Source organism: Magnetococcales bacterium (genome assembly GCA_015231175.1).
Lineage (GTDB): Bacteria > Pseudomonadota > Magnetococcia > Magnetococcales > DC0425bin3 > HA3dbin3.
Window position 1 is genome coordinate 3,447 of sequence record JADGBZ010000072.1, and the last position, 13,970, is coordinate 17,416.

Consider the following 13,970-nt stretch of genomic DNA (forward strand, 5'->3'; position numbering starts at 1 on the left):
TGGGATGGTCCAGGAAGGGCTGTGCCCTTCCTGGTGGGGTTTGGGGCGAAGCCCCAAAAAAGGGTTTAAGAGACTGGGATGGTCCAGGAAGGGCTGTGCCCTTCCTGGTGGGGTTTGGGGCGAAGCCCCAAAAAAAGATGGTCACTATTCAGCACACTTTTGAGGAAAGCTTGGATATGAGTAACTATTCACCACCCTTGCAAGAAAGGCTTGGATATGAAAGCCTTTGTCAGGGCTTCGCCCCGAACCCCACCAGGACTCCGTCCTGGACCTGCCAGGGAGCCGCTGCCTGAACCCCGAGGCGTTGCCGGGTGATGAATGGTTGCCATATGGACAATAATGATGGTGATCGTCTTTTAAATGTTTATTTAATTGTAAAACGGTTCGTTTATAAGATGATTTGTTTAAGGCGCATATATTTGTGATTTTTTGTCAATCATACCATCATATCCAGCTGGAGGAGGTGCTGAACGTAGTCGCGTCATATTGCAAGATCGATTCGACAGAAGAGTTGCCAGTTGGATTGACTTTTTTTGTGCGCACTGTTGCGACCTGTTTTCCTGGAGGCAGGATAAAACCAGGAAGGGTGGTGCGCATCCAGCCAGCCGCCTGAACCTCGATGTGTTGCCGGGTGATGAATGGTTGCTATGTGGACAACAAAGATGGTGATCGTCTTTTAAATGTTTTTAAATTGTAAAACGGTTCGTTTACAGGATGATTTGTTTCATGTGCATATATTTGTGATTTTTTTGTCAATCATACCATCATATCTAATAGGAGGAGGTGCAGAACACAGTCACGTCACGTTGCAAGATTGATCAGACAGGAGAGTTGCCAGTTGGATTGACTTTTGTGCGCACTGTTGCGACCTGTTTTCCTGGAGGCAGGATAAAACCAGGGAGGTAATGCGTATCCAGCCAGCCGCCTGAACCCCGATGCGTTGCCGGGTGATAAATAGTTGCCATATGGACAACAAAGATGGTGACCGTCTTTTGAATGTTTTTTAATTGTAAAAGGTACGTTTACAGGATGATTTGCTTCATGTGCGGCTGTTTGTGATTTTTTGTCAACAATACCGTCATATCCAGTAGGAGGATGTGCTGAACGCGGTTACGTCATGTTGCAAGATTGATCGGACAGGAGAGTTGCCAGTTGGGCTGGCTTCTGTGTGCATTGTTGCGACTTGTTTTCCTGGAGGAGGGATAAAACCAGGGGTGGTGTGCGTCCAGGGTGCGGGAGGTGTTGAGATTTTGTTTATGGTGTATGGCCATGGGGAGGTGCAAAAATTTTGAGAGGGTGTTGAATTGTCACCATTCACCGTTGTGGTGAAGCCCTTGTAAAATTTTTATACTAAATTTTTTTTGGAAAAGTTTTGAATGGTTATGATTGTCAAACGGTCATTCTGTCCAAATAACTGACAAGGGAGGTATCTATCGGGTTTGTTGTGTCACGGGTGCATGGGCATCCTGTCAGGGGTCAAGTGGGGCAGGGGATTGGAAGATGTTGGGGAGCGTGCGTGATGCGCCGTTTTCGCAATCGTTCTGGTGCCAGATTAGTCTTGGCGGATCGTAACCATTCACCACCCGGCCACGAATCGGGGTTCAGGGGGCTGGCTTCCTGGCGGGTCAAGGGCAGCGCCCTTGTGGGGTTCGGGGTGAAGCCCTGACAAAGGCTTTCATGTCCGGGCTTTTCTTGCAAGGGTGGTGAATCGTTACGCGGATCGTAACCATTCACCACCCGACCACGAATTGGGGTCCAGGGAGCTGGCTCCCTGGCGGGTCAAGGGCAGCGCCCTTGTGGGGTTCGGGGCGAAGCCCTGACAAAGGCTTTGGGGATGAGAGACGCTGTTTTGGTTATTATTGGAAAACGAAAGGGTATGCGAATATCTCGGAGTTATTGAGTCGTAAAAAACAGACCGTCCGGGTGTCCGGAGGTTATCGTGGGCATGGACAGGGGTGGAGTGCATGCCGCATGGGTGCCGAGCCGAGTGGGACTTTGGTTTCCATGTTGGGTAAGACACGGTGGCTATGAAGGTGGATATTGTCTCTCAAGAGGAGTTTTTGATGTAGTTATATTGTTTTTTTATAGCAAAGACCCCAGGGTTAGGGTTGGCCCGGTAAAATGAGCAACTCACTGCATCCATGGAAGGGCAGTCCATAACGTATGGCAAGGAGAATGTTAATGATTACCATCAATACGAATTTATCCGGGATCATGATCGGCAGGCAGATCGACAAGACGAATACAGATCTGAACAAATCGTTCATGCGGCTCTCTTCAGGTGTGCGCATCAACTCAGCTGGCGATGATCCGGGTGGGTTTGGAATGACCCAGAGGTTGACGGCTGAAATTCGTGGCAACAACATGGTGATGAGAGGCGTCAACGATGCTGCCTCGTTGTTTCAGATTGCCGATGGTGCAACCAGCAGCATGGTGGATTCGTTGCAACGCATGCGGGAAATTGCCGTCCAGGCTTCCAGCGGCACCTCGACGACCACTGACCGCAACAACCTCAACGCCGAGTTTTTACAGCTGTGGTCTGAAATCGATCGCATTGCGACCGGGACGACCTATGCCAACATTTCTCCACTGATGGGAAGTATCGCGTCTGCTCTGACGATCCCTCTTACGGCCTACAGCGGCGGTGCCAGCCTTGTTTTGGGTGCAGTTTTGAGCCACGCTGTGACATTCAGCTCCCTGGCGGGTTGTACAACGCTTAACTTGACGGGCACGGCTGGTGGTACCTCCGCTGCCCTTTCCACCATCTCCGGTCTGGATGTGGCCATTGCCAGTTTGTCCAGCATGCGCGCTGGCATCGGCGTGATGCAGACGCGGCTTGAATCGGTGGCGTCAAACCTGTCCCAGTTTATCGAGGCTGGTGAGGCTGCCAGATCACGCATCCTGGACACGGATATCGCGAACGAGGTTGCCAATATGAGCCGGACATCCATTCTGAAGCAGGCCGGGATGTCGGTTTTGGCACAAGCGAATCAACAGTTTGGATCCATCTTGTCCCTGCTGCGGTCATAGTTGAACCGCATTCCGGACATTCTGTCGTCGAAGTGTCCCCGGGGTGATGCGACCGGTGCAGGGGGCAGTGGTTTTCAGGCTCGGGCCGGGCATTCGGATTTTGTTGCATCCGGATCCCGGTGCCTGGCCGGAAAAAGTGCATCCATCGGTCAATATCTGCTTGAACGACTTGGTTATAAGGGAGAGAATCAGACATTGCGGTGTGTTTTTGGTAACCGCTCGGTTCCCGACAGCGAATCGGGATCCAGAGGGCTGGCTTCCTGGCAAGGCTTTGGACAGAGTTTTGGTGGGTTTGGAACGAAGCCCTGATAAAGGCTCTCGTGTCCAGATTTTTCTTGGAATGGTGCCGGGCGGTTACCTGAATGGTTACCTGTTTTTGGAGTCCACGCGGCGGGTTGGAGAGATGAAATGGATCGTGGATGATGTGTGAGCGATCCACAACCGGAACCGGCGGCGCGTGGTGCTGGTCCATGCCATCCGGTAATTGGAGGAGAACCGATGACCTTTGCCGTCGATAAGAGTTGGGCGGCTGTTTTTGCCCAACGACAGATGGGCCGGTCGTCCTCTCCGTTGGGAAGGCCTTTCCGACGCTTGGTGTCGGGAGCGCAGATCCATGAGGAAACAGAGGATGACTCAGAGTATGACTTTCTGTCAGGAATGAACGTGCGTATCCGGGAGTTGAATCAAGCGCTCCGGGATGCCAATGACGGGATTTCGCTGACTCAGTTGGCAGGAGATGGCCTGCGGGAGATGGAGGCTGCCTTGCAGCAGATCCGGACCCTGCTTGGTCCGGGAGGCGCCCTGGCGGACAAAAGATTGGATCTGAGTGGTATACAGACGAAGATTCGAGAATTGATCGATGATGTCGATCGGGTTGCCCGTGAAAGCCTGTACGGTGATGGAAACCTGCCGGAAGAAAAACTGCAATCGCTGGAGTCCCAGCTTGAAAAGGGTGGTTCCATGGGTATGAGGATTTCGAGTTTCGATGTGAACGTGGCGGGCAACGGCCTGGACACGTCAAGAAAGCCCGGGGTTGTGAGTGATGTGAAACATGCCAGAAATCAGGTAGATCGGTCCATGGTCAACGTTGCGGGCATCCGGAACGAAATGGATGATGTGTTGAGCAAGTTTGAGTTGGCCGTGGTGGGCATGAATGCCATGGCTGAAAATATGGTGGCGGCCCGGGTGCGTACCGAAGATTTGTCAAGCGGGAGTCGGGTGATCAGACAGATTCGCAACACGGTCATCCAGGAGGCTGGTACCATCGCCCAGGCGCAGGGTCACCAACAGGGGCATGCGGTGTTGACCTTGGTCAGTTAAGGCGGATCAGGTGTCGTGTCCCTCCCGCTTCCAGTGGGGGCGAGAAGTTCGGTGTTGAAAGAGGGGCGCCGTGGTGTACGACGCGGCGCCCTTTTTTTATGGCGACCACCCGGCACGAGGAAAGGCGCAGCCCTTCCTCCTGGACCTCCATCCCAGTTTTTTTACAGTATTTTTTTGGGGCTCCGCCCCAAACCCGCCAGGAGGAAGGGCGCAGCCCTTCCTCCTGGACCTCCATCCAAGTCTTTCAATAGTATTTTTTTGGGGCGTTGCCCCGGACCCCGAGGGTCTTTCAAATTTTTTTGTCAGCGCCACTTATGGCTGGCGAGAAAAGCCCGGAGTTTTTGAGCTCCGCCAGAAGTTGGGCATGCAGATGGGGATTGGCAGCCACCACATCGCCCGAGTTGAGGAACCCCCCCTCGCCATTGAGATCCGAAACGAAACCACCCGACTCCCGAACCAGAAGTATCCCGGCGGCGATATCCCAGGGGCTGAGGTTCAACTCCCAAAAACCATCGAAACGTCCCGCTGCCGTATAGGCCAACTCCAGGGCGGCACTGCCGGAGCGGCGCAGACCGGGACCACTGGCCATCAGGAGCCTGGCAAAGGATTGCAGGTAGAAGGTGCGCAACTCTGTTTCGCGGACCGGGAAACCGGTAGCCAGGAAGGCGTCGCCCAGCGAGGCGGTGGCTGCGACCCGGATGCGTCGGTCGTTGAGAAAGGCCCCACGCCCTCTTTCAGCGGTGAAAAGCTCGTCCAGGACCGGGTCGAAAACGGCGCCGGCCATGATGACATCGTCCTGGGCCAGAGCGATGGAAATGGCAAAGTGGGGGATGCCACGCAAAAAATTGGTGGTTCCATCGATGGGGTCGATGATCCAGTACCAACCCTGACGCAACTTTTTGTCCTGCGCACTCTCTTCGGCCAGGATGCCATATTGCGGATAGGCCTTGCGCAGATGGTAAAGAATCTCTTTTTCCACGTTGGTGTCGGCTTCGGAGACAAAATCATGCGGGTATTTTTCCCGGATGGTGAGTTCGTCCCGTCGGTCGAAATGGCGCAGGGCAATGCTGCCGGCCTTGCGGGCCGCCCGGGTGATGACGGTGAGAATGGGAGATTGTTGCATGACGCCTCTGCGATCGATGTCCCGATGACGACAAAAAGTTAACACGCCCGATAACGATCCAGCACCCTGCCAAAAAAATTGCTCGGCGTCACTGGGTGGCGGACAAATATGCCGCCTGAAGGCGGGCAGACGGGAAACATTTGCCCACTTTGCCTCGCCACGCGACGTGAATACAGCGACCCGGCACGCGGCGCCCTGCAAAAACGGTTTAAAACGTGGTCCATACCTTGTTGGCATAAAGTATGCGTCTATCCAGGCGAACCGCACCTTCGGTCAGGAGAGATGCAGAGGGGCGGAATTGTCGTGCCTGTTCTCTTGGCACGACATATGCGAGACCGTTGCTGTCGATATGATCGCGGATTTATCTCGCGTTTTTGGTTCAGGTTGTTTGTTTGCAGGGGCAGAGCCGCCTCAGTATGGGCAAGTGGAAGGGGACAACCCGATGGCGATCACGGATATCTTGAACAGCTCCAAGCTGGGTCTCTTTGCCAGTCAGGGCGCACTGAAGGTGACTTCACACAACATCGCCAACGCCAACACGCCGGGTTATTCGCGGCAGGTGGTTTCTCTGGCGGCGAATCCGAAGTCGATTTTTGGGAGCGGTGTGGGTGGTGAAGGGGTGCAGATCTCCGATGTGGGTCGGAAGGTGGATGAGTTGATCGACCGGCAGTTGCAACTGAGCAACAGTGAAAGCGGGCGGTTGGATGCGCGGGATCGGTTTTTGGACCAGATCGAGAATGTGTTTAATGATCTGAATGGTGACGGATTTGCCTCCCGCCTGGAAAAGTTTTTTGATTCAGTCAGCAGCGCGGCTGACAACCCGGCCAATACTGTGGCGCGTGCGCAGGTGGTGAGTGATGCCCAGAGTCTCACTCTTCAGGCCAACAAGATGTATTCGAGATTGACGGAGATGGCCCTGCCTGTAGACAAGGAAGTGACCAATCAACTGAGCGATTTGAATAGTCAACTGAAAAATTTTCGTGATATCAACGTCCAAATTGTGCGCGCCAACAGTGCGGGTACTGCCCCTCTGGATCTTTTGGATCAACGGCAGGAGTTGTTGAACAAGCTGAGCGGCATGATCGATGTGCAGGTTTTGGCTGGCGCCAGTGGCAGTATGGTCCTGCAAACCCGGTCGGGTCAGTTGTTGGTGGATGAAAAATATGTAGCGCAGTTTTCGCGTAATGATCGAACGACAACGACAGGGTTTTCCGGGATCGGCGTCGATGGGCAATCTTTTGATTTTACCTCACTGGTTGGTGGCGGGACGTTGAAGGGGTTGTTGGAAATCCGGGATCAGGCGATCAATGGCAGTGGTGGATATTTGACCCGTCTGGAGTCGATTGTTGACGAAATCCGTTTTCAGGTGAATTCGATACAGAGCCAATCCGTAGCTTCCGGGATGAACACGACACAGACAGGGGTGATGAATCTGGGTGGCGACTTGAGCACATCGATCGGTTCCCTGGTGACGGATGCCCGGAGTGGCAAGTACCAGGGGAGTCCGACTGATCTTTCTCGGGTGCAGAAGGGGGAGATCACGTTCGCTTATGGCCCGAATGCCGACAATTTGACATGGGCGACGGTGCAGATTGATCCGGCGACGCAGAGTCTGACGCAGATCAAGAACCTGTTGAATGCTTCATTGGCCGTCAGCGCAACCATCACGCCGGATAACCGGTTGCAGATCAGCAGCAAGCCGGTGACCAGCACAACGGGAACGACCGGAACAGCTACCACAACGACCACATCGCCGGGGGTTTATGGGGTGGTCTCGGATACGAGCAATATTTTGGCGGCCCTGGGGATCGGGGCGATGTTTGGCGGCAACGGGGCGCAGGATATGGTGGCCAACCCGGAGTTGCTGAGGGATACGAACCAGTTGCCGGTGTCGCAAGTGTACAAGGATGTCAACGGTGTTCCCCGGTTTGATGATGCGGGAAACTCCGGCTTGATGGCCCTGGGCGCTCTGCGGACGGTCAATTTTACGATCGTCGGTCATGCGACGACCTTCAGCCGTCACTATGCGGATATTGTCGGTGACATCGGTGTGGATGGCAGACAGAACAAGGAGTCGATCGTCGCGCAAAAATCGACCACCGATTTTTTGCAACAGACGCGCGATTCGGTCTCTGGTGTGTCGATGGAAGAGGAGTTGACCGATCTGGTCAAGTTTCAACGCGCCTTTCAGGCATCCAGCAAGATGGTGTCGATTACCGACGAGTTGTTGCAGTCGATCATCGGGATGGCGCGGTAAGGTTTGCGGGTTGAGGAGTGGCAGGCGAAGGAGGGTAGCGTGCGTGTAACCCAGATGATGTTATACAGGAATACAGCCAGCTCTTTGCAGGCGCAATACCAGGAGTTGAGCAAAATCCAGGATCAGACCACGTCGGGAAATCGCATTGCCACCTCTTCCGATGACCCGACGGCCATGTACCGTCATCTTTTGTTTTCATCGGACCTGGCCGGCGTCGATACCCTGAAAAAAACCACCGGCATGGCGACTGATCGCTTCATCATGGCCGAACAGAGCGTCCAGACGATCCAGGAGAAGTTTCAGGACGCCAGCGAGTTGATCATCAAGATGGGATCTTCCAACTCGGCTGGCATACCCCAGATCATGAAGGCGACCGGGCAGGAAGTGTTGGCGATGTATCAGGATGTCATGAAGAGCGCCAACGTTCAGGTGGATGGGGTGCCTTTGTTCGGGGGGGGCAAGACGCGCAATCCCTTCAGTGACGGGGTGGTGATGGCCACCGGGGTCAAGCTGCGGGCCGGCAGTACGGGTGGGTTTGTCGATATTCCTGGTGCGGTGGGTACGACCGCCACGACGGGCACGACTACCACGACGGGTACGACCGCTTCGGCACAGATCACTGGAACCCCGGCGACGGTCCCCATGAGTGTCAAGGTGACCTATAGGACCACGGGCGCCCAGGGAGCAACCTTGGCGGCGCCGGTGTATACGGTGGATGTCAATGGGGATGCGACGGATGTCGTGGCCACAGGTGGTCAACAGGTGATCAATGTGGCCAGTGGGGTGACCTTCACCATCACGCCTGCCACGACGCAAGCCAACAAAGATGCCTACTATTTCGAGGTGGTGCCCGCCTATCAGGGGGGGGCGGCAGACCGGAAGGTCAAGGTGGCTGACACTCGCAGCATCGACGGCAACGTCACGGGTGATGAGTTGATCAACGGAAAGACACCTCCGGGACGTGGGGTGAATCTGTTGGCAGCCTTGACTGCGCTGCGGGGGGCTTTTCTGCGAGCGGATAACGACGAGGTCAATGCCTGGTTGGGGCGCATCCAGGAAGGACGGGCGCAAGCCTCGGATATGCAGGCCATCACCGGAATTCGGGGGGCCCAGGTGCAGTCGATCAACAGCACATTGGAGGATGACAGCCTCACTTTGACCGAGGCCAAGGCCAATAACATCAGTGCGGATACTTTTGATGTCATGAGTCGTTTGGAGCAGACGACGCAAGCGTTGCAGGTGATGATGAGCAGCGAGCGGCAGGTGCTGAACACATCCCTGCTTGATTTCCTCAGGTAGGGGATTCGTTGGCAGGATGGAGAACTGATTATGGAACTTCAGGGAACGCGTTTTGGCATGTTGGAGTTTAATGAGGGCGAAATCATCCAACTGAACGAGGGATTGCTGGGTTTTCCGTTGAGCAGGCGGTTTTTGCTCTTCCCCTATGGAGAGGACTCCTCGTTTTTCTGGCTGCAGTCGGTGGATGAACCGGAAATTGCCTTCATCGTCATCAACCCGTTTGACTTTTTTTCCGACCTGGAGTTTGCCATCCAGGATCCGGACGCGGAGTCCATCAGCCTGACCCGGGGGGAGGATGTGGAAATCTTCTGTCTGGTGACCATCCCGGAAGGGCGTCCCGAGGAGATGCGGACCAATCTGGCTGGCCCCGTGGTGGTGAATGTGGTCAATCGTTTGGGAAAACAGATCCTGCTGAAAGAGTATTCGCCGCGTCAGCCTCTCATTCCCGAGAGCCTGCGCCAGACCTTCAAGGAGCAGAACGAAAGCGCCCAACGGGCACGGAATCAGGTGCGGGTTTCCGCCGGGGTTTGATGTTTTCGCAATGCCGGACTTGGCTTGATCAAGGATGAGTCTGGAACAGGAATGATGCGGAGTCATGTCAGGAAGAGGGTGAAATCATGGCACTTTATATTAATACAAACGTCACTTCGTTGAATGCTCAACGCAATTTGGCAAAGTCCACCAATACGCTGGGTACGACGTTCAAGCGTTTGTCATCCGGGTTGCGAATCAATTCAGCCATGGACGATGCGGCTGGTGCAGCCATCAGCCAACGGGTGACAGCCCAGATTCGTGGTTTGAACATGGCGATTCGGAATGCCAACGACGGCATATCCCTGTCGCAGGTGGCGGAAGGGGCGCTGGATGAAACCACCAGTGCCTTGCAGAGGATCCGGGAGCTTGCCGTGCAGTCGGCCAACTCCACCTATAACTCCACCGACCGGGCCAGCCTGAACAAGGAAGTCCAGCAACTGCTGTCGGATATCCAACGTATTGCGGTGCAGTCCACGTTCAACAGGGTGGGTCTGTTGATGGGCAGCTATCAGAACCAACAGTTCCAGGTAGGTGCCTATTCGGGCGATGTGATCCGGTTCAGCATCGACAATGCGACGCAGACCGGACTGCTCTCGGGTGGTCAAAGGCTGGGTTCGACACTGTTTTACCTCAGCTATAACACGGGTGGTTTGGGCAGCTTGACCGTATCGACGGTGGCTGGTGCCAACTCGGCTCTGGCCATGTGCGACTTTGCCCTGGATCAGGTCAATAACATTCGTGCCAATCTGGGTGCCGTACAGTCGCGTTTTCAATCGGTCATCGCCAACCTCACCAACATGGTGGAGAACACCTCGGCGGCCCGGTCGCGCATTCAGGATACGGATATTGCGGCGGAGACGGCCAACCTGACCAAAAATGCGATCATGCAGCAGGCGGCCACGGCGGTTTTGGCACAGGCCAATCAACAGCCACAATTGGCTTTGCAGTTGCTTGGCAAGTAGGAACGGGGTGGCTAGAAATCATGTTGCTTCCGGCGTGGCGGCTTGATTTTTCGGCGATGAGGGCATTCCAATGAGTGACATCAACAATGTTGTCGCCCCGCAGATTGTGGTGCGGGGTTATGCGGATGGAACCATGGCGGACGATACCCGTCGATCAGGTGTTGACATGGGGTCTTCTGATCGGCGGGAGATGTCTGTATCGAGTGTGTTGGATGCAGGGAGGGCCTCCCCGGATGCGGCGATCCCGGGAGGCCAGGAACAGGGTCGTGTCGCCGACGGCAAAACGAACGTCGAGCGGTCGTGGCTGGACGCCAAAGTCGAGGAGTGCAACAAGTCGTTGGTGGGTTCCACCGCGTTGCAGTTCAGAATTGATGAGAAAACGCAAAAGTTGGTGGTGCGTGTGGTCGATAAGGATACTGATAAGGTGGTGAGTCAGTTTCCCAGTGAGAGCATGTTGGCCGTTTCGCAGCGCATGAAGGAGATGGAAGGTGTCCTGTATGACGCGAAGGTATGAGGTCGACGGCATGAGTCGGATTTAGTGCATCAGGAGGATGGGCCATGGCACTCGGTAGCGTGACATTTGGAGGGTTGGCCAGCGGTTTGCCGGCGGATATCGTCGATCAGCTGATGAAGGCTGAGCAGACGCGCATGGTTAAATTGCAGACCAATCAGGCCGTCTATACGCAACAGAAGAGTGCCGTCAGCGATTTTAAGTCCAAATTGCTGGCCCTGAAATCCAAGGCCGAGTCCCTTAAGGATCCGGCGCTTTTCAGGCCGCACACGGTCACCTCCTCCGACACGGCGGTCCTGACGGCCACGGCCAGCAGCGATGCGATGGCGGCGACCCATACCATCCAGGTGAATGCCATAGCCAAGAACAACACCTGGGCGCAAGGTACGGCCAATGCCGCGACCTCCTCCACGGCGACCACCACAGCGGTGACATCGCCTCTGACCATCACCTACAATGGTACGGCCTACAACACGACGATCACGACCGGCATGACCATGTCCGACATTGCGGCCGCGATCAATACCGACACCACCCTCAACCCCTCTACGACCACGGGTGTGGATGCCAGTGTTTTGTATGATGGCTCGAAATACCGCTTGGTGTTGCGGGCCAAGGATGCTGGCCTCAACGGTGCGGCGGCGCGTATTGCCATGACCTCCGGAAGCATGAACTTCGGTAGTGGCGCCATCAACGCCACGAGTTTTACCGAGAAGGTGGCGGGTGTCAATGCCAGCCTGCTGGTCGACGGCGTCACGGTGACCAGCACCAGTAATTCAGTCAGTACGGCATTGACCGGGGTGACCTTGAACCTTTTAAAAGCTGATGTCGGCGTCAATAAAACAGTTTCGATCGCCAACGACACGGATACGTTGAAGACCACGTTGAACGATTTTATGAAGTCATTCAATGATATCGTCAGTTTTGTCAATACGGAGGCGGCCAAAGGGGGGCGTTTGGCGAAAGATGCATCCATGGCGCGGAGTGTCTTGGCGCAATTGAAGGCAGAGCTGCATTATGCCACGCAAGCCATCACGCCCACGGGCGGTCCCTATAGCCAGTTGACTCCCTACTCTATGCTGGCGGAGATCGGCGTCCGGACGAGCTCTTCGGATGGGACGTTGAGTCTGGACGAAACTGGATTCAGTACGGCCATCGCCAAGGGTTTTGACTCCATTGCCTCCCTCTTTACGGTGACGCCGATAGCGACGGATTATACCAATTTTATGACGACTTTTGGCGCCAAGCGTGGTTTGGCGTATCGGTTGAACGATTTATTGCAGAATGTCACCAACATCACGGGCAGCCCTGTTTCGTCCAAGTTGGAAGGCATGGATACCCGCCTTAAAAGGGTTCAGGATCAGATGGATCGGGAACAGGCCCGGTTGGACAAGGTGAGGGAGCAGTTGACCCTGAAATTTGCCAAACTGGAGCAGTTGACCAGTGCGATGCAAGGGCAGGGGAGTTCACTGCAACAAGCTTTGTCCGGCTTGAATGGCTGACCCTGAGATTGTTTGCCGTGTGTCGAATATGGCCGGGCGCCGCTGAGAGCCCGGCTGTTGTGGGCATATCCAATGAAGTGCCAATCGAGATTGGGAGAGAGACATGGAACTCCAAATTGCGGAATCGTGTGGAACATCCAGGAGCGAAGAGGTGAGCAAACTTCTTGAAATGTCTCCGTTGGAGATGGTCGTGCGTTTGTACGAAGGGGCCATTGGTTACATCGAGGATGCCCAGGATGCCCTTGAGGCCGAGGAGATCGAGGATTTCAAGCGCAATCTGGATCGGGGCCGCCGTATTATCGAAGAGTTGAAGAGGACGCTCAATTTCAAGGATGGCGGCCAGCTGTCGGCGCAATTGAACGACCTCTATGCTTTTGTCCTCGACAGCCTGAAACAGGCGGAGTTGACGCATCGCGTAACCTACCTGGAGCGGGTTATCTCTCCACTGGAGACGTTGCTGGATGGATGGCGCGGTGCTGCGAGGTCGGTGTTGGCATCCTGATGCAGTAACAAGGTGGCGCTATGTCCTACGGATTGCAGAGTTATAAAACATCGAAAGCCACCACGGCTTCCAAGGAGGATCTGCTCATCATGCTGTATGAGGGAGCCGTCCGCTTCCTGGAGCTTTCCATCACCGAAATGGAAGCCAAGCATCTGGCCGAGCATAAAATGTATCTGCGCAAGGGCTTGGCCATCATTTCTGAACTCCAGAGCACTCTGGATTTCCAGAAGGGTGGCGAAGTGGCGATCATGTTGTTCGAGCTTTATGGTTTCATGCTCGAATATTTGACGCAGGCCAATTTGACGAAGGATGTCTCCTATATTCGCGAGGTGATCACTCAGCTGAATACGCTCCTGGAAGGGTGGCGGGTGGCCATCAAACAGGTCAAGGCAGGGGCGGTCATGGCGACCGGGGTGGCGCCGGCTCGGACCATATCCAAGAGTCTATAAGATCATGGACGACACCTTGGATCGTTTGGAACAGCTCCTGAACCTGATGGCCAAACCCGACGAGATCGAGATGGATCGGTTGATGTGCCTGACGGGTGAGTGGGAAGGCGTTGTTCAGTTGCTGCTGTTGGAGTCGCGTGTCCGGTCGCATCTGGCGGAAGATAAGGTCCGATGGCGGGTGCGGTTGGAGGGGCTGTTGGCGAGACTTCCGGAGATTCATGCGGGTTTGGTGGCCTACCAGTCGGAAGTGGCTGCGCAGCTTTATGCGGAAAATCGGCGCGTGCAGTCGTTGCAGAAGGCTCGGGATGGGTTGTACAGGCGTCAGGAGCCGTTGGTTCGTTGCCAGGCGTGAGATGGAGGTCCAGGAGGAAGGGCTGCGCCCTTCCTCCTGGTGGGATTTGGGGCGAAGCCCCAAAAAAAAACGTATAAAAGACTGGGATGGAGGTCCAGGAGGAAGGGCTGCGCCCTTCCTCCTGGTGGG

12 protein-coding genes are annotated in these 13,970 nt (G+C 55.1%); 11 read left to right on the top strand and 1 reads right to left on the bottom strand.

Going from position 1 to position 13,970, the window contains the following annotated elements:
* Positions 1-2,181 precede the first annotated feature (2,181 nt).
* Together HQL63_12910 and HQL63_12915 are read left to right on the top strand one after the other, a co-directional pair.
* A complete protein-coding gene (locus HQL63_12910) occupies positions 2,182-3,030 on the top strand; it encodes a flagellin FliC (protein ID MBF0177726.1) in 849 nt (282 codons plus the stop codon).
* Between the two features lie 498 nt (positions 3,031-3,528).
* Positions 3,529-4,350 carry a hypothetical protein gene (locus HQL63_12915; GenBank protein MBF0177727.1) on the top strand — a complete coding sequence of 274 codons (822 nt, stop codon included), beginning with the start codon at positions 3,529-3,531 and terminating at the stop codon, positions 4,348-4,350.
* Positions 4,351-4,639: 289 nt separating this feature from the next.
* Here HQL63_12915 and HQL63_12920 read toward each other — a convergent pair whose 3' ends face one another.
* Entirely contained in the window at positions 4,640-5,473 is an 834-nt protein-coding gene (locus tag HQL63_12920) for an inositol monophosphatase (GenBank protein MBF0177728.1), read from the bottom strand.
* 442 nt (positions 5,474-5,915) lie between these two features.
* Here HQL63_12920 and flgK point away from each other — a divergent pair, with 442 nt between their 5' ends.
* The 9 genes from flgK (at position 5,916) to HQL63_12965 (ending at position 13,841) form a co-directional block, all read left to right on the top strand.
* Positions 5,916-7,730 carry a flagellar hook-associated protein FlgK gene (gene flgK / locus HQL63_12925; GenBank protein MBF0177729.1) on the top strand — a complete coding sequence of 605 codons (1,815 nt, stop codon included), beginning with the start codon at positions 5,916-5,918 and terminating at the stop codon, positions 7,728-7,730.
* Positions 7,731-7,769: 39 nt separating this feature from the next.
* Positions 7,770-9,029 (top strand): hypothetical protein, encoded by a 1,260-nt coding sequence (locus HQL63_12930; protein ID MBF0177730.1) that lies wholly within the window; start codon positions 7,770-7,772, stop codon positions 9,027-9,029.
* 57 nt (positions 9,030-9,086) lie between these two features.
* On the top strand, positions 9,087-9,560 hold the full coding sequence (locus HQL63_12935; GenBank protein MBF0177731.1) for a flagellar assembly protein FliW: 474 nt from the start codon (positions 9,087-9,089) through the stop codon (positions 9,558-9,560).
* 86 nt (positions 9,561-9,646) lie between these two features.
* Complete coding sequence (locus HQL63_12940; GenBank protein ID MBF0177732.1) at positions 9,647-10,525, top strand: flagellin FliC; 879 nt, start codon at positions 9,647-9,649, stop codon at positions 10,523-10,525.
* 70 nt (positions 10,526-10,595) lie between these two features.
* Positions 10,596-11,039: a flagellar protein FlaG gene (locus tag HQL63_12945; protein ID MBF0177733.1), complete on the top strand. Its 444-nt coding sequence runs from the start codon at positions 10,596-10,598 to the stop codon at positions 11,037-11,039.
* A gap of 44 nt (positions 11,040-11,083) precedes the next feature.
* A complete protein-coding gene (fliD, locus tag HQL63_12950; GenBank protein ID MBF0177734.1) occupies positions 11,084-12,538 on the top strand; it encodes a flagellar filament capping protein FliD in 1,455 nt (484 codons plus the stop codon).
* 103 nt (positions 12,539-12,641) lie between these two features.
* Entirely contained in the window at positions 12,642-13,040 is a 399-nt protein-coding gene (fliS, locus tag HQL63_12955) for a flagellar export chaperone FliS (GenBank protein ID MBF0177735.1), read from the top strand.
* A 20-nt stretch (positions 13,041-13,060) separates the two neighbouring features.
* Positions 13,061-13,489, top strand: a complete 429-nt coding sequence (fliS, locus tag HQL63_12960; protein MBF0177736.1) for a flagellar export chaperone FliS — start codon at positions 13,061-13,063, stop codon at positions 13,487-13,489.
* Positions 13,490-13,493: 4 nt separating this feature from the next.
* Positions 13,494-13,841 (top strand): hypothetical protein, encoded by a 348-nt coding sequence (locus tag HQL63_12965; protein MBF0177737.1) that lies wholly within the window; start codon positions 13,494-13,496, stop codon positions 13,839-13,841.
* The last annotated feature ends 129 nt before the right edge of the window (positions 13,842-13,970 follow it).